General features: G+C 76.1%; 24 protein-coding genes. 19 read left to right on the forward strand and 5 right to left on the reverse strand.

From position 1 onward, the window contains the following. Together NH342_RS15320 and NH342_RS15325 are read right to left on the reverse strand one after the other, a co-directional pair. Positions 1–194: hypothetical protein (locus tag NH342_RS15320; RefSeq protein WP_253015835.1), on the reverse strand; the 194-nt coding region annotated here is incomplete at its 3' end. Between the two features lie 115 nt (positions 195–309). Next, positions 310–1,167, reverse strand: coding sequence for a sigma-70 family RNA polymerase sigma factor (locus tag NH342_RS15325; protein WP_253015837.1), 858 nt, complete (start codon positions 1,165–1,167; stop codon positions 310–312). A 151-nt stretch (positions 1,168–1,318) separates the two neighbouring features. On the opposite strand from NH342_RS15325, the gene NH342_RS15330 reads away from it, so the two are divergent. From NH342_RS15330 to NH342_RS15400, 15 genes are all read left to right on the forward strand, one after another. Next, positions 1,319–2,902, forward strand: coding sequence for an AMP-binding protein (locus NH342_RS15330; RefSeq protein WP_253015839.1), 1,584 nt, complete (start codon positions 1,319–1,321; stop codon positions 2,900–2,902). Next, complete coding sequence (locus tag NH342_RS15335; protein ID WP_253015841.1) at positions 2,895–3,143, forward strand: glutaredoxin family protein; 249 nt, start codon at positions 2,895–2,897, stop codon at positions 3,141–3,143. The genes NH342_RS15330 and NH342_RS15335 overlap by 8 nt, the downstream gene beginning before the upstream one ends. Positions 3,144–3,319: 176 nt before the next feature. Beyond that, entirely contained in the window at positions 3,320–4,000 is a 681-nt protein-coding gene (locus NH342_RS15340) for a redox-sensing transcriptional repressor Rex (RefSeq protein WP_253015843.1), read from the forward strand. Further along, positions 3,997–5,370 carry a glutamyl-tRNA reductase gene (locus NH342_RS15345; protein ID WP_253015845.1) on the forward strand — a complete coding sequence of 458 codons (1,374 nt, stop codon included), beginning with the start codon at positions 3,997–3,999 and terminating at the stop codon, positions 5,368–5,370. The genes NH342_RS15340 and NH342_RS15345 overlap by 4 nt, the downstream gene beginning before the upstream one ends. After that, positions 5,370–6,293 carry a hydroxymethylbilane synthase gene (hemC, locus tag NH342_RS15350; RefSeq protein WP_253015847.1) on the forward strand — a complete coding sequence of 308 codons (924 nt, stop codon included), beginning with the start codon at positions 5,370–5,372 and terminating at the stop codon, positions 6,291–6,293. The genes NH342_RS15345 and hemC overlap by 1 nt, the downstream gene beginning before the upstream one ends. A gap of 70 nt (positions 6,294–6,363) precedes the next feature. Further along, positions 6,364–7,905 carry a uroporphyrinogen-III synthase gene (locus NH342_RS15355; RefSeq protein WP_253015849.1) on the forward strand — a complete coding sequence of 514 codons (1,542 nt, stop codon included), beginning with the start codon at positions 6,364–6,366 and terminating at the stop codon, positions 7,903–7,905. Continuing rightward, on the forward strand, positions 7,902–8,912 hold the full coding sequence (hemB, locus tag NH342_RS15360; RefSeq protein WP_253015851.1) for a porphobilinogen synthase: 1,011 nt from the start codon (positions 7,902–7,904) through the stop codon (positions 8,910–8,912). The genes NH342_RS15355 and hemB overlap by 4 nt, the downstream gene beginning before the upstream one ends. Next, on the forward strand, positions 8,909–9,400 hold the full coding sequence (locus NH342_RS15365; protein WP_253015853.1) for a hypothetical protein: 492 nt from the start codon (positions 8,909–8,911) through the stop codon (positions 9,398–9,400). The genes hemB and NH342_RS15365 overlap by 4 nt, the downstream gene beginning before the upstream one ends. Continuing rightward, entirely contained in the window at positions 9,397–10,779 is a 1,383-nt protein-coding gene (gene hemL / locus NH342_RS15370; protein ID WP_253015855.1) for a glutamate-1-semialdehyde 2,1-aminomutase, read from the forward strand. Before NH342_RS15365 ends, hemL begins: the two co-directional genes overlap by 4 nt. After that, complete coding sequence (locus NH342_RS15375) at positions 10,776–11,417, forward strand: histidine phosphatase family protein (RefSeq protein WP_253015857.1); 642 nt, start codon at positions 10,776–10,778, stop codon at positions 11,415–11,417. Before hemL ends, NH342_RS15375 begins: the two co-directional genes overlap by 4 nt. Then, positions 11,414–11,983 carry a TlpA disulfide reductase family protein gene (locus tag NH342_RS15380; RefSeq protein ID WP_253015859.1) on the forward strand — a complete coding sequence of 190 codons (570 nt, stop codon included), beginning with the start codon at positions 11,414–11,416 and terminating at the stop codon, positions 11,981–11,983. The genes NH342_RS15375 and NH342_RS15380 overlap by 4 nt, the downstream gene beginning before the upstream one ends. A gap of 3 nt (positions 11,984–11,986) precedes the next feature. Then, the gene (locus tag NH342_RS15385) at positions 11,987–12,808 is read left to right on the forward strand and encodes a cytochrome c biogenesis CcdA family protein (RefSeq protein ID WP_253015861.1); all 822 of its coding nucleotides are present in this window, start codon (positions 11,987–11,989) and stop codon (positions 12,806–12,808) included. A gap of 10 nt (positions 12,809–12,818) precedes the next feature. Next, positions 12,819–14,420: a cytochrome c biogenesis protein ResB gene (locus tag NH342_RS15390; RefSeq protein WP_253015863.1), complete on the forward strand. Its 1,602-nt coding sequence runs from the start codon at positions 12,819–12,821 to the stop codon at positions 14,418–14,420. After that, positions 14,417–15,388, forward strand: coding sequence for a c-type cytochrome biogenesis protein CcsB (gene ccsB, locus NH342_RS15395; RefSeq protein WP_253015865.1), 972 nt, complete (start codon positions 14,417–14,419; stop codon positions 15,386–15,388). The genes NH342_RS15390 and ccsB overlap by 4 nt, the downstream gene beginning before the upstream one ends. Positions 15,389–15,503: 115 nt before the next feature. Then, positions 15,504–15,869: a hypothetical protein gene (locus NH342_RS15400; RefSeq protein ID WP_253015867.1), complete on the forward strand. Its 366-nt coding sequence runs from the start codon at positions 15,504–15,506 to the stop codon at positions 15,867–15,869. A 9-nt stretch (positions 15,870–15,878) separates the two neighbouring features. On the opposite strand, the gene NH342_RS15405 is transcribed toward NH342_RS15400, so the two are convergent. Next, positions 15,879–16,106: a hypothetical protein gene (locus NH342_RS15405; RefSeq protein WP_253015869.1), complete on the reverse strand. Its 228-nt coding sequence runs from the start codon at positions 16,104–16,106 to the stop codon at positions 15,879–15,881. A gap of 108 nt (positions 16,107–16,214) precedes the next feature. On the opposite strand from NH342_RS15405, the gene NH342_RS24275 reads away from it, so the two are divergent. Together NH342_RS24275 and NH342_RS15420 are read left to right on the forward strand one after the other, a co-directional pair. Then, positions 16,215–16,661, forward strand: coding sequence for an Lrp/AsnC family transcriptional regulator (locus NH342_RS24275; RefSeq protein WP_308200674.1), 447 nt, complete (start codon positions 16,215–16,217; stop codon positions 16,659–16,661). Continuing rightward, the gene (locus NH342_RS15420; protein WP_253015873.1) at positions 16,645–16,971 is read left to right on the forward strand and encodes a DUF4229 domain-containing protein; all 327 of its coding nucleotides are present in this window, start codon (positions 16,645–16,647) and stop codon (positions 16,969–16,971) included. Before NH342_RS24275 ends, NH342_RS15420 begins: the two co-directional genes overlap by 17 nt. Here NH342_RS15420 and NH342_RS15425 read toward each other — a convergent pair. Then, entirely contained in the window at positions 16,964–17,833 is an 870-nt protein-coding gene (locus tag NH342_RS15425) for a 1,4-dihydroxy-2-naphthoate polyprenyltransferase (RefSeq protein ID WP_253015875.1), read from the reverse strand. The genes NH342_RS15420 and NH342_RS15425 overlap by 8 nt on opposite strands. Then, a complete protein-coding gene (menE, locus tag NH342_RS15430; protein WP_253015877.1) occupies positions 17,833–18,966 on the reverse strand; it encodes an o-succinylbenzoate--CoA ligase in 1,134 nt (377 codons plus the stop codon). Before menE ends, NH342_RS15425 begins: the two co-directional genes overlap by 1 nt. 107 nt (positions 18,967–19,073) lie before the next feature. Here menE and NH342_RS15435 point away from each other — a divergent pair, with 107 nt between their 5' ends. Both NH342_RS15435 and NH342_RS15440 read left to right on the forward strand, forming a co-directional pair. Further along, the gene (locus NH342_RS15435) at positions 19,074–20,009 is read left to right on the forward strand and encodes an o-succinylbenzoate synthase (protein ID WP_253015879.1); all 936 of its coding nucleotides are present in this window, start codon (positions 19,074–19,076) and stop codon (positions 20,007–20,009) included. Continuing rightward, the coding region (locus NH342_RS15440; protein ID WP_253015881.1) for a thiamine pyrophosphate-binding protein at positions 20,006–20,665 on the forward strand (660 nt) is incomplete at its 3' end. The genes NH342_RS15435 and NH342_RS15440, both read left to right, overlap by 4 nt.

Below are 20,665 nucleotides of genomic sequence, written 5' to 3' on the forward strand. Positions count from 1 at the left end.
CCCCCCCCCCACCCCGGCCGGTCGCCCTCGGGGCGGCGCACGGCACCGTCCGCCGCGGGCCGGACGGCGGCCATCGCCACCAGCCGGGCCCGCTGGGCGGCACGGACGTCGGCACCCAGGGCGGGCTCGTCGCGGGCGAGCAGCCGCAGCCGCCCGACCAGTGCCTCCTCCGGACCGTCCTCGTCCACCGTCATCCCTCGTCCCCGTGCGCAGCGACCGGCTCGGGGAGCCGTGTCAGCGGTGTCAACGAGGTCCGCGGGCCCCCGATACGGGGTACCCGGGGGTAACTTCCGGCCCCACCCGGACGGGTCATCGCAGGCCCTCCGGGAGCAGCGCGGCCAGCCGCTTGACGGCCCGGTGCTGCAGCGCCTTGATGGCGCCGTCCTTCTTGCCCATCGCCGCGGCGGTCTCGGCGACCGACAGACCCTGCAGGAAGCGCAGGGCGATGCACTCGCGCTGCTCGTCGCCCAGCTGGGCCACGCAGGCCAGCAGCTGCTCGTTGGTCAGCCCCTGCAGCACGGCGTCCTCGGGGCCGTCGGTGGCCCGGTCGGCGTCGCGCATGTCGGCGGTGGCCACCTCGAGGCGGAACCGGCTGCTCTTCACGTGGTCGCGGACGATGTTGCGGGCGATGGTCACCAGCCAGGCACCCACGTCGCGACCCTGGAAGGACAGCGAGTCGATCCGGCGCAGGGCCCGCACGAAGGTCTCGCTGGTGAAGTCCTCGGCGGTCTGCCGGTCGGGCACCCGGTGGTACAGGTAGCGGAAGACCATGTCGGCGTACCGGTCGTACAGGTCGCCGAACGCCTCGGCCTCGCCGGCCTGCGCCCGCTCGACCAGGGTCCAGACCGCGACCTGCTCCTCGCCCTCGGGCCACAGCCCGGCGGCGAGCTCGACGGCATCGACCTCCTCGGCATCGACCTCCTCGGCCCCGACCTCCTCGGCGTCGACCGCCTCGACGTGCGCGGGCCCCGCGACCTCGACGGGCGCGGGCTCCGGGCGCCGGTGCGAGGTCGGGCGGGCGGTCTCCCCGCCCACGGGCCGGCGCGGGGCGGGGGCGGCGGCGCGCGGTCGCGGGGTCGGCCGCGGCCGGGTGCCCAGCAGCTCGGCGGCGTCGACCTGCCCGGCCTCCAGGCCCAGGTCACCGGCGGCGCGACCGTGGGCGGACACCGGCACCCCCGTCGTCGTCGTCGGCGCGCGGGACGGACGGCGGTGCCCTGACCTGCGCAGGTCCGACCCATGGTGACAACATCGGGCCTCCGCGTCCACGTGAGCCCCGCGGGCGGCGGCCCGCCGTCCGCGACCAGGAGGGAGGACCCCGGTGGTCCCAGCAGCCCGCACGTTCCACGGACTGGTGCGCGCCGCGGCCGACGCCGACCCCGCCGCCCCCGCCCTGGTGCAGGGCGACCGGCGGCTGAGCTGGGGCGAGCTGGCGCAGCAGGTCGACCGGGTCGCGGCCGGGTGGGCCGCCCGCGGACTGGGCGCCGGCGACCGGGTGGCCGTGCAGCTGCCCAACGGCGTGGACTGGGTGCTCGTGGTGCTGGGGGCGCTGCGCGCCGGGCTGGTCGTCGTCCCGGTGAACACCGCCTACACCGACCCCGAACTGGCCTACGTGCTCACCGACTCCGGCGCCCGGGCGCTCGTCGTGGCCGGCCCCCGGGACGACCTGGCCGGTGTCCCGGCGGTGGTCGGGCCACCCACCGCCGACGACACCCCGCCGGCCGACGTCGACGACCCCGACGCGCTGGCCCTGCTGGCCTACACCAGCGGCACCACCGGGCACCCGCGCGGCGCGATGCTGCCGCACGCCGCCCTGCTGGCCAACCTGGAACAGGTGCTGGCCCTGGACCCCGCCCCGGTCCGCGAGGGCGACGTCGTGCTGCTGGCGCTGCCGCTGTTCCACGTCTACGGCCTCAACGGCGGCCTCGGCCTGGTCGCGGCCACCCGCTCCTGCGGCGTGGTGGTCGAGTCCTTCGACCCCGCCGGCACGCTGGCGCTGATGGCCGCCGAGGGCGTGACCGCCGTCCCGGCGGCCCCGCCGATGTACCAGGCCTGGCTGGCCGCGGCCGACGCCGCGGGCTCGGACACCGCGCTGCGCCGGGCCTTCGCCGCGGTGCACACCGCCAGCTCCGGCTCCGCACCGCTGGCCCCCCGCGTCTGGACGGCGATGCGCGAGCGGGCCGCGGTCACCGTGTGGGAGGGCTACGGCCTCACCGAGGCGGCCCCCGTGCTGGCCACCACGCTGGCCACCGGGCGGGCCAAGCCCGGCTGCATCGGCGGGCCGGTGCCGGGCGTGGAGCTGGTGCTGCGCGACACCGCCGGCGGCCCCGAGGCCGGCCCCGACCCGGGCAGCCGGGTCCGCGAGGACGTCTTCGGCGACCCGTTCGGCGACGACCCGCCCGACAGCGCCGGCGAGGTGTGCGTCCGCGGTCCGAACCTCTTCCGCGGCTACTGGCCCGACGGCGTCGACGGCCCGGACGACGAGGGCTGGCTGCCGACCGGCGACATCGCCTACCGGGACGCCGAGGGCGACCTGCACCTGGTCGACCGGCGCCGCGACCTGGTCCTGGTCAGCGGCTTCAACGTCTACCCGCTGGAGGTCGAGCGGGTGCTGGAGACCCACCCGGAGGTCGCCGAGGCCGCGGTCATCGGCCAGCCCGACGAGCGGACCGGCGAGTCGGTGCGCGCCGTCGTCGTCCGCACCGAGGGCTCCGACCTCGACGCCGAGGCGCTGCGGGCCTTCGCGGGCCGCTCGCTGGCGCGGTTCAAGGTGCCCACCGGGGTCGTGTTCGTGCCGCAGCTGCCGCACTCGCTCACCGGCAAGGTCAGCCGGGCCCGGCTGCGCGAGCTCGGCCTGGACCGGGTCGCCGCCGACACCGAGCACGCGGAGGGCGTCGATGGCTGACGTGCCGGTCCTGCAGCTGATGACCCGGCAGGGCTGCCACCTGTGCGAGGTCGCCGCCGAGACCCTCGACCGCCTCGCCGCCGAGCACGGGCTGGCCGTCGCCGCCGTCGACGTCGACGTCGACCCCGACCTGCAGGCCGAGTTCGGGGACCGGGTGCCCGTCGTCCTGCTCGACGGCCGGGAGCACAGCTACTTCACCGTCGACGTCCAGCGTCTCCGCCAGGACCTCGCCGCACGCTGAGCCCGGGTGGTCTCGGCCACACCTGTGGGCCGTGACCTGCGAGAACACCGCCGTGGACTTTGTTCCGACGTTCACAAGCGGTTACCGTGGCGTTGCCGGCCCGAGACGTGGCCGGCGGACATCCCCCGATGCCGGCTCCGCCGCCGGGGTGCCCTGCGGGCGGACGAGGGAGGACCGTGGACGAGTCGCGCGAGCCGCGGACCCGGGTGATCCCCGAGGCCACCGTCGCCCGGCTGGCCGTCTACCTCCGCGTCCTCACCGGGCTGGCCGACACCGGCCGCACCTCGGTCTCCAGCGGCGAGCTCGCCTCGGCCGCCGGGGTCAACCCGGCCGGGCTGCGCAAGGACCTCTCCTACCTCGGGCCCTGCGGCGTGCGCGGCGTGGGCTACGCCGTCCCCGTGCTGCGCGAGCGGCTGGCCCGTGCGCTGGGCGTCGAGCAGTCCCGCTCCTGCGTCCTGGTGGGCATGGGCAACCTCGGTTCCGCGCTGGCCGGCTACGCCGGCTTCGGCACCCGGGGCTTCTCCTTCGTCGGGCTGCTGGACGCCGACCCGGCCCGCGTCGGGGACGTCGTCGGCGGCACCGCGGTGCGGCCGGTCGACGACCTCGAGCAGGTCGTGGCCGAGCACGGCGTGACCATCGCGGTGGTCACCACGCCCGCGCCGGTGGCCCAGTCGGTGTGCGACCGGCTGGTCGCCGCCGGGGTGCGCAGCATCGTCAACTTCGCGCCGGTGGCGCTGCAGGTCCCCGCGGGGGTCGACGTCCGGCAGGTGGACCTGTCCGTCGAGCTGCAGGTGCTGGCGTTCCTGGACCAGCAGAAGGGTGTGCAGGTGGTCGACGAGCAGGTGGTCCTCCCGTGAGCCTCCTCGCCGTGGGCATCAGCCACCAGACCGCGCCGGTCACCCTGCTGGAGCAGGTCGCGATGAGCGGCGACGACACCGTGAAGACCCTGCACGAGCTGCTGGACTGCGAGCACGTCTCCGAGGCGCTGGTGCTGGCCACCTGCAACCGGGTGGAGATCTTCGCCGAGGTCGACCGCTTCCACGGCGGCGTCACCGACGTCAGCCGGGTGCTCGCCCGGCACGCCGGCACCGGCGTGGAGGACCTCTCGCCCTACGTCACCGTGCACTACGAGGACCAGGCCGCCCGCCACCTGTGCACCGTCGCCGCCGGCCTGGACTCCATGGTCGTCGGCGAGACCCAGGTGCTGGGCCAGCTGCGCGCCGCCTACGCCCTGGCCCAGGCCGAGGGCACCATCGGCCGCGAGCTGCACCCGGTCACCCAGCGCGCGCTGCGGGTGGGCAAGCGGGTGCACGCCGAGACCGGCATCGACAAGGCCGGCGCCTCGCTGGTGTCGGTCGCGCTGGACCGGGTCACCGCCCGCATCGGCGACCTGGCCGGCCGCTCCGTCCTGGTCGTCGGCGCCGGCTCCATGGGCGCGCTGGCCGCCACCACGCTGGCCCGCCGCGGCGCGCAGGTCACCGTCACCAGCCGGACGCCGGCCACCGCCGCCCGGCTCGCCGAGTCCGTCGGCGGGCGCGCGGCCGACCTCGAGGCGCTGACCACCGAGCTGTCCGGCGCCGACGTCCTGGTCACCTGCACCGGCGCCACCGGCACCGTCGTCGGCACCGACGTGGTGACCGCCGCGACCACGGGTCGCACCACCCCGCTGGTCGTGGTGGACCTGGCGCTGCCCCGCGACGTGGACGCCGCCGTGGCCGCGCTGCCCGGCGTGCACGTGGTCGACCTCGCCTCGCTGCAGGGCGAGCGCGCCGCCCGGCCGGGCGAGCCGGTCGCCGGGTCCGTCGCCGCCGACGACGTGGCCGCCGCGCACGCCCTGGTGGAGCTCGAGACCTCCCTGCTGCGCGCCGAGCGGCAGGCCGCCGCCGTCGCGCCGACGGTGTCCGCGCTGCGCAGCCAGGCCGCCGAGGTCGTCGACGCCGAGCTGCTGCGGCTGTCCACCCGGCTGCCCGACCTGGACGCCCGCGCCCGCGCCGAGATCGCCCGCACCGTCCGCCGGGTGGTGGACAAGCTGCTGCACGAGCCCACCGTCCGGGTCAAGGAGCTGGCCGGCGCCCCCGACGGCACCGACTACGCCGGTGCGCTGCGCGCCCTGTTCGGCCTGGGCCTGGCCGGTGAGTCCACCGACGTGCTGGCCGACGCCGTGTCCGTCGACGCCTCGGCCACCACCACGCTGGACCAGCTCCCGGCCGAGCGGGAGATCCCGTGATGCCGCTGCGGCTGGGCACGCGGCGCAGCCAGCTGGCCCTCACCCAGTCCCGGCACGTGGCCGACGCGATCACCGCCGCCAGCGGGCGCCCGGTGGAGCTGGTGCACATCACCACCGAGGGCGACCGGTCGCAGGCGGCGATCACCCAGCTCGGCGGCACCGGGGTCTTCGTCAGCGCGCTGCGCGACGCCCTGCGCGCGGGCACCGTCGACCTGGCCGTGCACAGCTACAAGGACCTGCCCACCGCCGAGGAGCCCGGCCTGGTCATCGCCGCGGTGCCACCGCGCGAGGACCCCCGCGACGCCCTCGTCGCCCGCGACGGCCTGACCCTCGGCGAGCTGCCCGCCGGGTCCACCGTCGGCACCGGTGCGCCCCGCCGCGTCGCCCAGCTGCGGGCCCTCGGCCTGGGCCTCGAGGTGGTCCCGATCCGGGGCAACGTGGACACCCGGATGGGCAAGGTGACCACGGGCGAACTGGACGCGGTGGTCCTCGCCCGGGCAGGATTGGCCCGCCTCGGCCGGCTCGACGCCGTCACCGAGGTGCTCGACCCGCTCCAGGTGCTCCCCGCCCCCGCGCAGGGAGCCCTGGCCGTGGAGTGCCGGAGCGACGACGACGTCACCCGGTCGCTGCTGGCGGCCCTCGACGACGCCGGTGCCCGCGCCTGCGTGGTCGCCGAGCGCACCGTGCTGGCCGCCCTGGAGGCCGGCTGCAGTGCGCCCGTCGCCGCGCACGCCGAGGTGGGCGAGGCCGAGGACGGCGGTGACGAGGTCTACCTGCGGGCCTCGGTCACCGCGATCGACGGCAGCGACGCCGTCCGCGGATCCACCGCGGGACCGGCCACCGACGCGGCCCGGCTGGGCCGCGAGCTCGCCGCCGAGCTGCTCGACCGCGGCGCCGCCGCCCTGATGGCGGCCAGCCGGTGAACGAGAAGACACAGACCCCCCGTTCGACAGCAAGCGACCCCACCCCGGGGTCGGAGATGGAGAGCACGCGATGACGCGCTCACGCAAGCAGACCGGCCGAGTCGTCTTCGTCGGCGCCGGCCCCGGCGACCCCGGGCTGCTGACCGCCCGCGCCGCCGACGCGCTGGCCGCCGCCGACCTGGTGCTGCACGACGCCGACGTCCCGGCGCCGCTGGCCGACGCCGTCCGCGAGGCCCACCCCGAGCTCGAGCTCGCGGTGGCCGCGGGCGAGCCCGCCGAGGCCGCCAAGGCCGCGGTCGCCGCGGCCAAGACCGGCGCGGTCGTCGTCCGGCTGGTCGCCGGCGACCCGTTCACCACCGACGCCGTGGTCAAGGAGACCCTCGCGGTCACCCGGACCAGCGTGCCCTTCGACGTCGTCCCCGGCGTGGCCGTGGGCACCGCCGTCCCGGCCTACGCCGGCGTCGCCATCGGCGCGGGCTCGGTGCAGGCCGACCTGCGCGGCGAGGACGCCCCCGACCCGGCCGCGCTGGCCGCCGCGGCCACCGGCACCGGCAGCCCGCTGGTGCTGCAGGTCGCCGCCGACCAGCTGGCCGGCGTCGCCGCCGGGCTGGTCGAGGGCGGGCTGTCCGGCTCGACCCCGGTGCTGGTCACCGTGGAGGGCACCGGCACCGCGCAGCGGAGCGTCGCGGCCAAGCTGGCCCAGGTCGCGGAGAAGGACGCCGGCGTGGAGTCGCTGTCCGGCCCGGTCGTCGTCACCGTCGGGTCGGTCGTGGACAAGCGCGGCAAGCTCGGCTGGTGGGAGTCCCGCCCGCTGTTCGGCTGGCGCGTGCTGGTGCCCCGCACCAAGGAGCAGGCCGGCGACATGAGCGAGCGGCTGCGCGCCTACGGTGCCGTGCCGGTCGAGGTGCCCACCATCGCCGTGGAGCCCCCGCGCAGCCCGGCCCAGATGGACCGCGCCGTCAAGGGCCTGGTCACCGGCCGCTACGGCTGGATCGTGTTCACCTCCACCAACGCCGTGCGCGCGGTGCGGGAGAAGTTCACCGAGCTCGGCCTGGACGCCCGCGCCTTCGCCGGCGTCAAGGTCGCCTGCGTCGGCGAGCAGACCGCGCAGGCCGTCCGCGAGTTCGGCATCGTCCCCGAGCTGGTGCCCTCGGGCGACCAGTCCTCGGAGGGCCTGCTGGTGGACTTCCCGCCCTACGACGACGTGTTCGACCCGATCGACCGGGTGCTGCTGCCCCGCGCCGACATCGCCACCGAGACCCTGACCGCCGGCCTGAAGGACCGCGGCTGGGAGGTCGACGACGTCACCGCCTACCGCACCGTGCGCGCGGCCCCGCCGGCCGCCGCCGTGCGCGAGGCGATCAAGGGCGGCGGCTTCGACGCCGTCTGCTTCACCTCGTCCTCGACCGTGCGCAACCTGGTCGGCATCGCCGGCAAGCCGCACGCCCGCACCGTGGTCTCGGTGATCGGCCCGGCCACCGCGGCCAGCGCCACCGAGTTCGGCCTGCGGGTCGACGTCCAGCCCGAGACCGCCGCGGTCGGCCCGCTGGTGGACGCGCTCGCCGCGTTCGCCGAGGCCCGCCGCGCCGAGGCCGAGGGCGCAGCGGAGTGAGCGCGGCGGGGGCCAGCCCGGGGTTCGCGCGGGGACGGCGGCTGCGCTCGACGCCGGCCATGCGCCGGCTGACCGCGCAGACCCGGCTGGCCCCCGCCGACTTCGTGCTGCCGGTCTTCGTCAAGGAGGGCATCGCCGAGCCGCAGCCGATCTCCTCGATGCCCGGCGTCGTGCAGCACACCCAGGAGTCGCTGAGGGAGGCCGCCGCGGAGGCGGCCGAGGCCGGCATCGGCGGGCTGATGCTGTTCGGCATCCCGGCGGACAAGGACCCGGTGGGTTCGGGCGCGGACGCCGCCGACGGCGTGGTCAACGTCGCCCTGCAGCAGCTGCGGGCGGACCTGGGCGACGAGCTGGTGCTCATGGCCGACCTGTGCCTGTGCGAGTACACCGACCACGGCCACTGCGGGGTGGTCACCCCCGCCGGCCTGGTCGACAACGACCCCACGCTGGACCGGTACGCCGCGGTCGCCGTCGCGCAGGCGCAGGCCGGGGCGCACCTGGTCGCCCCCAGCGGGATGATGGACGGCCAGGTCGCCGCCATCCGCGCGGGCCTGGACGGCTCGGGGTTCCACGAGACCCCGGTGCTGGCCTACGCAGCCAAGTACGCCTCGGGCTTCTACGGCCCCTTCCGCGAGGCCGCCGAGGGCGCCCCGCAGTTCGGCGACCGGTCGACCTACCAGATGGACCCGCCCAACGCCGCCGAGGCGCTGCGCGAGGTACGTCAGGACCTCGCCGAGGGCGCCGACGCCGTGATGGTCAAGCCGGCCCTGCCCTACCTGGACATCGTCCGCCAGGTCGCCGACGCCGTCGACGTCCCGGTGAGCGCCTACCAGGTCAGCGGCGAGTACGCGATGGTCGAGGCCGCCGCGCAGCGCGGCATGGTCGACCGCCGCCGGGCGGTCCTGGAGACGCTGACCTCGATCCGCCGCGCGGGCGCCGGCACCGTGCTGACCTACTGGGCGGTCGAGGCAGCGCGGTGGCTTGCCCCCGGACCCGCCCCTCGATGACGACCGGCTACCAGGAGAAGGGCGGGTCCTGGCGCGGGTTCTGGACCCTGGTCGCGGTCTTCGTCGTGCTCGCCGTGCTCGACGCCGTCCTGCCCGGGCAGGACGTGCCGCTGCTGGTCTGGGTGGTCGCCGTCGTCGCGGTGCTCGGCATCGTGGCCGCCGGCACCGTCTCGGCCAACCGGGTCTGGAGCGTGTCCCTCACCGGCCGCGGCCCGGACGCCGCGCTCGTCGTCGGTCGCGACCGGCTGCTGCTCGCCGACGTCGACCCCACGTCGCTGGGCGGCGAGACCGGCGTGGACGTCGGCGCACCCGTGCTGGGCGGGGGAGCGGCGCTGCCCAAGGGCCGGGTGGGCCTGCCGCTGCGCCGCACCGACGGCGCCACGGTGCTGGTGCCCACCCGCCGGCCCGCACAGCTGACCGATGCCCTGCGCACAGCCCTGACGGGGGCCGCCGGCGACGATGTGCAGCCTGGGACAGTGGAGCCGTGAGCACGCCGCACGACGTCCAGACCGAGGCCTACCCCTACGACGCCCCGGCCTCGGCCGACCTGTTCGAGCGCGCCCGATCGGTCACCCCCGGCGGGGTCAACTCCCCGGTGCGCGCCTTCCGTGCCGTCGGCGGCACGCCGCGGTTCATGGCCTCGGGCTCGGGGCCGTGGATCACCGACGTCGACGGTCGGCGCTACGTGGACCTGGTCAGCTCCTGGGGCCCGATGATCCTGGGCCACGCGCACCCCGCCGTCGTCGCCGCGGTCACCGAGGCGGCGTCCCGCGGCTTCTCCTTCGGCACGCCCACCGGCGGCGAGGTCGAGCTCGCCACCGAGATCGTCGAGCGGGCCGGCGTGGAGCAGGTCCGGCTGGTCAACTCCGGCACCGAGGCGGTGCTCTCGGCCATCCGGCTGGCCCGCGGCGCCACCGGCCGCTCCGTCGTCGTCAAGTTCGCCGGCTGCTACCACGGCCACGTCGACGCGCTGCTCGCCGCGGCCGGCTCCGGCGTCGCCACCCTCGGCCTGCCCGACACCCCCGGCGTGACCCCCGGCGCCGCCGCGGACACCGTCGTGCTGCCCTACAACGACGTCGCCGCGCTCGAGGCCGTGTTCGCCGAGCGGGGCAGCGAGATCGCCGTGGTGGCCACCGAGGCCGCCGCCGGCAACATGGGCGTCGTCCCGCCGCTGGACGGCTTCAACGCGCAGCTGCGCCGGATCACCGCCGAGCACGGCGCGCTGCTGCTGGTCGACGAGGTGATGACCGGGTTCCGGGTCAGCCGGTCGGGCTGGCGCGGGCACGAGCACTACGACGCCGACCTGGTCACCTTCGGCAAGGTCATGGGCGGCGGGCTGCCCGCCGCGGCGTTCGGCGGCCGCGCCGAGCTCATGCAGCAACTGGCCCCGCTCGGGCCGGTCTACCAGGCGGGCACCCTGGCCGGGAACCCGGTCGCGGTCGCCGCCGGGCTCACCACGCTGCGGCACTGCACCGACGAGGTCTACGCCCGCTGCGACGAGGTCGCCGCGGTGCTCTCCGGGGCCGTGGCCGAGGCGCTCACCGCCGCCGGGGTGGCGCACACCCTGCAGTCGGCCGGGTCGATGTTCTCGGTCTTCTTCGTGCCCGACGGCCGCGCGGTGCGCGACTACGACGACGCCCGCACCCAGGAGACCGCGCAGCACACCGCCTTCTTCCACTCGATGCTGGCCGCCGGGGTGTACCTGCCGCCCTCGGCCTTCGAGTCGTGGTTCGTCAACGCCGCGATGGACGACGAGGCCGTGCAGCACGTGCTCGACGCGCTGCCCGCCGCCGCCCGCGCGGCCGCCGCGGCCGCGCCCGGCACCGCGCCCGCGGTCTCGCACGACGCCCAGGCCCTGCAGCCGTGACCACCGAGACCACCACGGTGCACGTGATGCGGCACGGCGAGGTGCACAACCCCACCGGCGTGCTCTACGGCCGCCTCCCCGGTTTCCACCTGTCCGAGGCCGGGCACGGCATGGCCGCCACCGCCGCGCGGTGGTTCGGTTCCCACCGGCCCATCACCCACCTGGTCGCCTCGCCGCTGCAGCGGGCGCAGGAGACCGCCGCGCCGATCGCCGAGACCCTGGGCCTGCCGATCGCCACCGACGACCGGCTGATCGAGGCGGGCAACCAGTTCGAGGGGCAGACCTTCGGCGTCGGCGACGGCGCCCTCAAGCACCCGGCCAACTGGTGGCGGCTGCGCAACCCGTTCCGGCCCTCCTGGGGCGAGCCCTACCGCGAGATCGCCGAGCGCATGCTGGGTGCGGTGCACACCGCCAGGGACGCCGCCCGCGGGTCGGCCGCGGTCTGCGTCAGCCACCAGCTGCCCATCTGGGTGCTGCGGCTGACCGTCGAGGGCCGCAGCTACGTGCACGACCCCCGCAGGCGGCAGTGCGGGCTGGCCAGCGTCACCTCGCTGACCTGGTCCGGCGACGAGCTGGTGCGGGTCGACTACGCCGAGCCGGCCGGCCCCGCCGGCAAGGGCACGGTGGGGGGCGCATGAGGAAGCTGCTGGTCGGTCTGGCCGCCGCCCTCGTCCTCACCGGGTGCTCGACCGGCGCGGACCAGGTCGACGTCAACAACGGCGGCCAGTTCCGGTTCGTGGCCGCCACCCCCGCGGGCGAGGTCATCCCCGAGGGCGAGCGCACCAGCGCCCCGTCCTTCGACGGCACGCTGCTCGACGGGCAGGCGTGGAGCTCGACCGACCTCTCCGGCGACGTCGCCGTGATCAACTTCTGGGGGTCGTGGTGCGCCCCCTGCCGGGTGGAGAGCCCCGAGTTCCAGGACGTCTACACCGACGTCGCCGAGGACGGCGTGCAGTTCCTCGGCGTCAACGTCAAGGACCAGCAGCAGCTCGCCCAGGCCTTCGTGGAGAACAAGGGCCTGACCTACCCGTCCCTGTTCGACCCGGCCAGCGAGGTCGCGCTCGCCTTCCGCGACTTCCCGGCCGCGGCGATCCCCTCGACCATCGTGCTGGACCGCTCGGGCGACGTGGCCGCGGTGTACACCGGGTCGGTCACCCGGACCGACCTGCAGGCCGTGCTCGACCAGCTGCTCGAGGAGGACTGAGCCGTGGGGGAGACCTTCCGCCAGCTGGTCCTGGACGGGCCGTTCCTGGTCGGCGCCGCGGTCGCCGCCCTGGTCGGGCTGATCAGCTTCGCCTCGCCCTGCGTGCTGCCGCTGGTGCCCGGCTACCTCTCCTACGTCACCGGGCTGGTCGGCACCGGGGCCCGCACCACCGCGCCGACCACCGCACCCACCGGGGACGGCGCCGTCGCGACCGCGGTGCGCACCGACGTCCGGCCCCCGCGCGGCCGGATGGTCACCGGCGCCCTGCTCTTCGTGCTCGGCTTCACCGCCGTCTTCGTCGCCTTCGGTGCCCTCTTCGGCGGTCTGGGTCGGTGGCTGCTGGTCTACAACGACGAGATCACCCGCGTGATGGGTGGGGTCACCGTCGTCGTCGGCCTGGGGTTCCTGGGCTGGCTGCCGTTCCTGCAGCGCACCAAGAAGCTGTCGGTGCGGCCCGCCACGGGCCTGGCCGGGGCGCCGCTGCTGGGCGTGGTCTTCGGCCTGGGCTGGACGCCGTGCCTGGGCCCCACCCTGTCCGCGGTCAACTCGCTGGCCTTCTCCGAGGCCACCGCCACCCGCGGTGCGCTTCTGGGCGTCGCCTACTGCCTGGGCCTGGGCGTCCCGTTCGTGCTGGTAGCCCTCGGCGCCCGCTGGGCGGTCGGGGCCACCGGGTTCCTGCGCCGGCACGCCGCCGCGGTCAGCCGCTTCGGCGGTGCCGTGCTCGTCGTCGTCGGCCTGCTGCTGCTCACCGGGCTGTGGGGCGAGGGCATGATCTGGTTCCGCTCCTGGCTCGCCTCCACCGGCTTCGGGGAGTTCTTCCTATGAGGTTGCTGTCGTGACCACCACGATGGAGCGGCCCGCCGCGGCCCCGGTCCCGCCGTCCCGGCCCTCGCCCTGGCGCAGCCTCACCACCACCCTGCTGCGGTGGTGGCGGTCGCTGACGGCCATGCGGACGGCGCTGGTGCTGCTGTTCCTGCTGGCGCTGGCCGCCGTCCCGGGCTCGTTGCTGCCCCAGCGCTCGCTGTCGCAGAGCCAGGTCACCCGGTACTTCGCCGAGCACCCCGACCTCGCCCGGGTGCTGGACCGGTTCTACCTGTTCGACGTCTTCTCCTCGCCGTGGTTCGCCGCGATCTACCTGCTGCTGTTCATCTCGCTCATCGGCTGCGTGGTGCCGCGGGCGGTCGAGCACGCCCGCGCGGTGGTCGCCGCCCCGCCGCCGGCACCGCGGCACCTGCACCGGCTGCCCGACCACCGCAGCCTGGACTCCGGCCTGGACGGCGCGGCCACGCTGGACGTGGTCGAGGAGGAGCTGCGGGTCCGCCGGTTCCGGGTGGTCCGCCGCGAGGGCCGGTTCGGCCCCGAGCTGTCGGCGGAGAAGGGCTTCCTCAAGGAGACCGGCAACGTCGTGTTCCACCTGGCCCTGCTGGCCCTGCTGCTCGGGCTCGCCGGCGGCAAGCTGTGGGGCTACGAGGGCAGCATCCTGGTCACCGAGGGCGACCGGTTCTGCAACACCTTCCAGCAGTACGACAACTACAGCTCCGGTGCCCTCGTCGACGCCGCCGACATGAGCCCGCTGTGCGTCACCCTCGACGACTTCAAGGCCGAGTACGAGGACAACCTCACCGCGGCCTCCTTCACCGCCGACATCCAGTACGGCCTGGCGGGGTCGGCCAGCCGGAACACCACGATCGGGGTCAACAGCCCGCTGCGCTTCGACGGCGACCGGGTCTACGTCACCGGCCACGGGTTCTCCCCGGTGTTCAGCGTGACCTTCCCGAACGGTGACTCCTTCACCGACATCTCCGCGCCGTTCCTGCCGGCCGAGACCCAGACGATGTCCAGCGAGGGCGCGCTCAAGCTGCCCGACGTCCCCGGATCGGACGAGCAGCTGGCCCTGCAGGGCCTGTTCGCCCCCACCGGGTCGGTGCAGGGCGGCGTGCTCACCTCGGTCGACCCCCGCCCGCTGGACCCGCAGGTCGCGGTCTTCGTCTACGAGGGCTACCTGGGCCTGGACTCCGGGCTGCCGCAGAACGTCTACTCCCTCGACCAGACCCAGATCGACCGCGGCGTCCTGGAGCGGGTCGGCGAGGCCAACCTCAAGGTCGGGGAGTCCACCACGCTGGCCGACGGCACGGTCATCACCTTCTCCGGCATCAAGCAGTTCGCCGCCATGCAGGTCTCCCACGACCCCGGTCAGGTCTGGGTGCTGGTGTCGGCGATCGCCATCCTGGTCGGGCTGCTCGGCATGCTGCTGCTGCGCCGGGAACGGGTCTTCGCCCGCACCGCCGCCGGCCCCGACGGCGCGGGTACCGTCCTGACCGTCGGTGCGCTCACCCGCGGCAGCGCGGACACCGCACCGCGCTTCACCGCACTCACCGACGACGTCGCGGCGGCCCTGTCCCGCCGCGCCCGCACCGAGGAGAACCACCGCACGTGATCAACGAATCGCTCGCCGCGACGTCGGACACGCTCTTCTCGATCGCGGTGGGGCTCTACTCCCTGGCCGTCGTCGCCTTCTGCGCCGAGCTCGCCTTCGGCGGCCGCACGGCCCCGGCCCGCGAGCTGGTGGCCGCCGGCGGCGGTCCGGTCGAGCAGCCGGTCGTCCCCGCCGGGGGGGCCGCCGACGACGAGCCGGCCCGGGCCCGCCGCTGGGGCATGGTGGCCATGGCCCTCACCGTGCTCGGCGCGGTCGTGCAGGCCGGGGTGCTCCTCACCCGCGGGCTGGCCACCGGCCGCCTGCCCTGGGGCAACATGTACGAGTTCGGCACCGCGGTCGTGCTGGTCGCCGTCGTGGTCTACCTGGTGCTCGCGGTCCGCACGCCCTCGCTGCGGCACATCGGCATCTTCGTGCTGGCGCCCGTGGTGCTGTCCATGGTCGGCATCGGGCTGTTCCTCTACGCCTCGGCCGGCCCGCTGGTCGCCGCGCTGCGATCGGCCTGGCTCGCCGTGCACGTCACCACCGCGATCCTGGGCTTCGGCATCTTCTTCGTCTCCGGCATCGCCAGCGTGATGTACCTGGTGCGTTCCCGGTACGAGGCCAAGGTCGCCGCCGGCGAGCAGCCCCTCTCGCGGATCGTGCACCGCCTCCCCGGCGCCGCGGCGCTGGACCGCACCGCCCACCGCACCGCCGTCTTCGGGTTCCCCATCTGGACCTTCGCGGTCATCGCCGGCGCCATCTGGGCCGAGAGCGCCTGGGGCCGGTTCTGGGGCTGGGACCCCAAGGAGACCTGGGCCTTCATCGCCTGGGTGGTGTACGCCGCCTACCTGCACGCCCGCACCACCGCGGGGTGGCGGGGCCGGCCCTCGGCCTGGATCAACGTCGTGGGCCTGGGCGTGATGGTCTTCAACCTGCTCTACGTGAACATGGTGTCCACCGGCCTGCACTCCTACGGCGGGCTCAACTGACACCGGTGTAACTCTGCGTCACCCCACCGACGGGGGTGCCGGGACCCGCGGATGCGTGCCGAACAGGCAGATCCGTGGGACGCTGCTCCCATGCGCGCGCACCCGGACCACCACCGTGGGTAAGCACACGGCCCTCGACGGGGCCTCCGTGCACCCGTTGGTGGCCGACGCCCTGGAGCGCCGGCAGCACGTCGCCGCCTGGCTCGGGGCGCCGAACGTCGTGCAGCGCCAGCGGGCCGAGGTCCCGTCGACGGCCGTCGGCTGGCCGGTCGCCCCGCAGCACGCCGACGGCCTCGGCTGGCCCGGGGTCGACCTCGACCAGCCCCGGGACGCCGATCACCCGGACGACGACGGCTCGGTGCTGGCGGTGCTGGACTCGGCCGCCGAGCAGGAGGTCGGCTCGCCCGGGCCGCCGGCCCGGCGCACCGGCTGGCGCCGGTTCTTCGGGGCCTCCTCGACGCGGCCGACCACCGCGGCCTGACGGTCCGGCTCAGGCCGGGGCGGACCCGTCGTCGCGGCGGGAGCGCCGGTCGAGCTCGCGGAGGAAGTCCGGGTCGTCGTCGGGCCCCACCGAGCGCTGCGGGGGCCGGGGACCGCGCGGCGGCCGGGGACGGCGCAGACCGCCACCACCGTTGCCGTTCCCGCCCTGGGAGGCTGCCGCCCGCATGACGAGCACGACCACCCCGATGGCGATCACCAGCATGACCAAGAAGACCACCGGTCCACCTCTCCCCGCAGCCGTGCGCGACCCACCGGACCCCCAATGTAGGCGCCCGGCGATACTCGGGGGTGCCCACCACGGGGCGGCCCCAACCAGGAGGACGACATCGACGCGGTCGACGAGCAGCTGCTCGCGCTGCTGCAGGCCAACGGGCGCGCCAGCTACGCCGAGCTCGCCCGCCAGGTCGGCCTGTCCGCCCCGGCGGTGCACGAGCGGGTCGGCAAGCTCGAGGCCGCCGGCGTCATCACCGGCTACACCGCCGTCGTCGACCCGGCCGCCGTGGGCCTCGGGGTGACCGCGCTCATCGGCGTCATCGACAGCGACGAGGTCGACGACGTGGGCATCCTGGAGGCGATGGCCGCGCTGCCCCACGTCGAGGACTGCTGGCGGACCGCGGGCACCGAGGGCTACGTGCTCAAGGTCCGGGTGGCCGACATCCCGGCACTCGAGGACACCATCAACGCGTTGAACCGGATCCGGGGCGTCGCGCGCACCCGGACGACCGTCGTGCTGTCGACCAAGTGGGAGGGCCGCCATGGCCGCGCAGAGTGAGCCGAACCGGCCGGTGGGCCCCACCGGGGGCCCGGCCACGGCCCCGTCGGTGTGGCCGCTGCTGGCGCTCTACACCCTGGGCCGGCTCGTGCTGGCCGCCGTCCTGGTCGCCCTGCTGTGGTTCCTCGGCCTGGGCAGCTTCCCCGGCCTGCTGTTCGGCCTGCTGCTGTCGATGCCGCTGTCGTTCGTGCTGCTGCGCCCGCTGCGCGACAAGCTCACCGAGGCCATGGCCGCCCGCTCGGTCACCCGCAAGGCCGCCAAGGCCGACCTCCGCGCCCGGCTGAAGGGCAGCGACGACCCGGTCAGCTGAGCGCCAGACCGGCTGCGAACACCACCCCGGTGACGAGGGTGGCGCGGCCGGTGCCGCCCAGGGCGGCGATCAGCGCCGGTCCCCGGGCACCGGAGAGCACCGTGCGCACCGGCGGGACGGCGACCGGGGCGGCCAGCAGACCCAGCAGCGCCCACGGCCGTGCCACGCCGACGAGCGCGACCACCACGAACGCGGCGACGACCAGGCCGGCGAAGGACCACCGGGTGGCCGCCTCGCCCAGCAGCACGGCCAGCGTGCGCTTGCCGACCGCCGCGTCGCCGTGCACGTCGCGCAGGTTGTTCACCACCAGGATGGCGGTGATCAGCAGACCCACCGGGACGGCGGCGGCGAACGCCAACCCCTCCACCGTGCGGGTCTGCCCGAACGTCGTCCCCACGGTCGCGACCAGGCCGAAGAAGACGAAGACGAACACCTCGCCCAGCGCCCGGTAGCCGTAGGGGATCGGCCCGCCGGTGTAGGTCCAGGCCGCCAGGATGCTCACCGCCCCGACCGCCACCAGCCACCAGCTCGACAGCGCCGCCATGCCGAGCCCGGCCACCCCGGCGACGGCGAAGGACACCACCGCTGCTCCCAGCACCGCCCGCTCGCTGGCCACGCCCGACCCGACCAGCCGCATCGGGCCCACCCGGTCGGCGTCGGTGCCGCGGCGGCCGTCGGAGAAGTCGTTGGCGTAGTTGACCCCGACCTGCAGGGCCAGCGCGACGACGAGGGCCAGCAGGGCCGGCAGCAGCCGGAACCCGTCCAGCGCGACGGCGACACCGGTGCCGACGAGCACCGGCGCGACCGCGGCGGGCAGGGTGCGCGGACGGGCTCCGGCCAGCCACTGGGCGGGGGTGGCCATCAGGCTCCTTCGATCAGCCGGGCGACGGCCCGGCGGTCGGGCTTGCCGGTGTGCAGCACGGGGACGGCGTCCACCAGCAGCAGCTCCTTGGGGGCGGCGGGGGCGCCCAGCCGCTCGGTGACCCACGGTCGCAGGTCGGCCAGCCGCGGATCGGCGCCGGGTGCGGGCACGACGGCGGCCACCACCCGCTGGCCCCACTCGGGGTCCGGGCGGCCGGTGACGACGGCGTCGGCGACGGCGGGGTGCTCGCGCAGCGCGGCCTCCACGGCCTGGGGGGCGACGTTGACCCCGCCGGAGACCAGCACGTCGTCCAGCCGGCCGTGCACCTGCAGCCGGCCGTCGACCAGGGTGCCGGCGTCGCGGGTGCGGAACCAGCCGTCCACGAAGGCCTCGGCGGTGGCGGCGGGGTCCAGCCGGTAGCCCAGCGCCAGCTGCGGGCCGGAGAGCTCCACGCCCGCGTCGGTGGCCCGCACCCCGACGCCGTCCAGGGGGACGCCGTCGTAGACGCAGCCCCCGGCGGTCTCGCTCATGCCGTAGGTGGTGACGACGGCGACGCCCTCGGCCCGGGCGCGGTCCAGCAGCGCGGGGTCGGTGGCCGCGCCGCCGACGAGCACGGCGTCCAGCGCCCGCAGCGCCTCGGGCTCGGTGTCCAGGTACCGGCGCAGCTGGGTGGGGACGAGGGCTGCGTACCGCCGGTCCCCGGGCACCCGGGGGAGCGCGTCGGCCAGCCGCTCGCCGGGGCCGAGCACCGCGGGGGCCTCGCCGGCGAGGGCGGAGCGGACCAGGACCTGCAGCCCGGCGACCGCGCTCACCGGCAGCGCCAGCAGCCACCCGCCGGGGCCGCCGAGGCGGTCCAGCGTCGCGCTGGCCGAGGCCCGCAGCGCCGCGGCGGGCAGCAGCACGCCGCGGCCGTCGCCGGTGGACCCCGAGGTGAGGACGACGAGGTCGGCACCGTCCTCCAGCGGGACCTCGGGCCGCAGCACCGCGCGGGCGCGCCCGGCCGGGCCGGGGTCCGCGGGGACGACGGCCAGCGGCGCGCGCCCGTCGAGGGCGGCGAGCACGTGCGGCCACACGTCGGTGAGCACCGCGGGGCCGGGGGCCGGCGCGGGCACCAGGGTCAGCCGCCGGTCCACGAGCAAGGAGATTACGTTCGAGCGGCTCCGTCGGCCCCGTCGCAGGGGCCCGCGCCGAGCGTGCGAGGTGTCGGGGGGCGACGGGGTCCTTTCACTAGGATCACCCGGTGGACCCGCAGCCGACCGACCTCCGGGTCTACTCGACCCCGCTGCGCACCCGGTTCCGCGGCATCGACGTCCGCGACGGCGTGCTGGTGCGCGGGCCGGCCGGCTGGGGCGAGTTCTCCCCGTTCTGGGACTACGCCGACGCCGAGGTCACCCGCTGGTGGGCCGCCGCCGTCGAGGCCGCCGTCGTCGGGTTCCCCGCCCCGGTGCGCGACGCCGTCCCGGTGAACTGCACGGTGCCCGCGGTGGGCCCGGAGCAGGCGCACGCCGTCGTCACCGCCTCGGGCTGCCGCACCGCCAAGGTCAAGGTCGCCGAGCCCGGCCAGACCGACGCCGACGACGAGGCCCGGGTCGAGGCCGTCCGCGACGCGCTGGGCCCGGGCGGCGCCGTCCGGGTCGACGCCAACGCCGCCTGGTCGGTCGACCGGGCCGTGGAGCGCATCCGCACCCTGGACCGGTACGGCCTGGAGTACGTGGAGCAGCCCTGCGCCACCGTCGAGGAGCTGGTCGCGCTGCGCCGCCGGGTCGACGTCCGGGTCGCCGCCGACGAGGTGGTCCGCCGCGCCGCCGACCCGGCCGGGGTGGACCTGCGCGAGGCCTGCGACGTCGTCGTCCTCAAGGTGCAGCCCCTCGGCGGGGTGCGCGCCGCGCTCGAGGTCGCGCAGGCGCACGGCCTGCCGTGCGTGGTCTCCTCGGCGCTGGAGTCCTCGGTCGGCATCGCCGCCGGCGTGGCGCTGGCGGCTGCGCTGCCGGAGCTGCCCTTCGCGTGCGGGCTGGCCACCGTCGCGCTCTTCGACACCGACGTCACCACCGACCCGCTGCTGCCGGTGGACGGCGCGCTGCCGGTGCGCCCGGTCGTGCCCGACCGCGTGCCGAGCGCCGACCCGGACACCGAGCAGCGCTGGCTCGCCCGGCTCGAGCGGGTGCGGGCCGCGTGAACCCCTCGACCGCCTTCGCCCGGGTGCTGGTCGACGAGCTCGTCCGCGGCGGGGTCACCGACGCCGTGGTGTGCCCCGGTTCCCGCTCGGCCCCGGTCGCCCTCGCGCTGCACCAGGCCGAGCTGTCGGGCCGGATGCGGCTGCACGTGCGCATCGACGAGCGCACCGGCTCCTTCCTCGCCCTCGGCCTGGCCAAGGCCACCGGCCGGCCGGTGCCGGTGCTCACCACCTCGGGGACGGCGACCGCCCACCTGCACGCCGCCGCGCTGGAGGCCGACCAGTCCGGGGTCCCGCTGCTGCTGCTCACCGCCGACCGGCCCCCGGAGCTGCGCGCCACCGGCGCCAACCAGACCGTCGACCAGCCCGGCCTCTACGGGGGAGCGGTGCGCTGGGCCGCCGACCTCGGGGTCCCCGAGGAGGGCCGGGAGGGCGCGCAGAACCGGTACTGGCGCTCCACGGCGGCGCGGGCGCTGCTGGTGGCGGCCGGGGCGCTGTCCGGCGACCCGGGCCCGGTGCACCTGAACCTGGCGCTGCGCGACCCGCTGCTGCCCGACGGGCACGACCCGACCCCGGCGCCGCCGTCCGGGGTGTGGGCCGGCCGGCCCGACGACGCCCCGTGGACCACGGTCGCCCCCGGGACCGGACCGGGGACCGGC

Origin of the sequence: Klenkia sp. PcliD-1-E, from assembly GCF_024124375.1 — a bacterium.
Taxonomy (GTDB): Bacteria; Actinomycetota; Actinomycetes; order Mycobacteriales; family Geodermatophilaceae; genus Klenkia.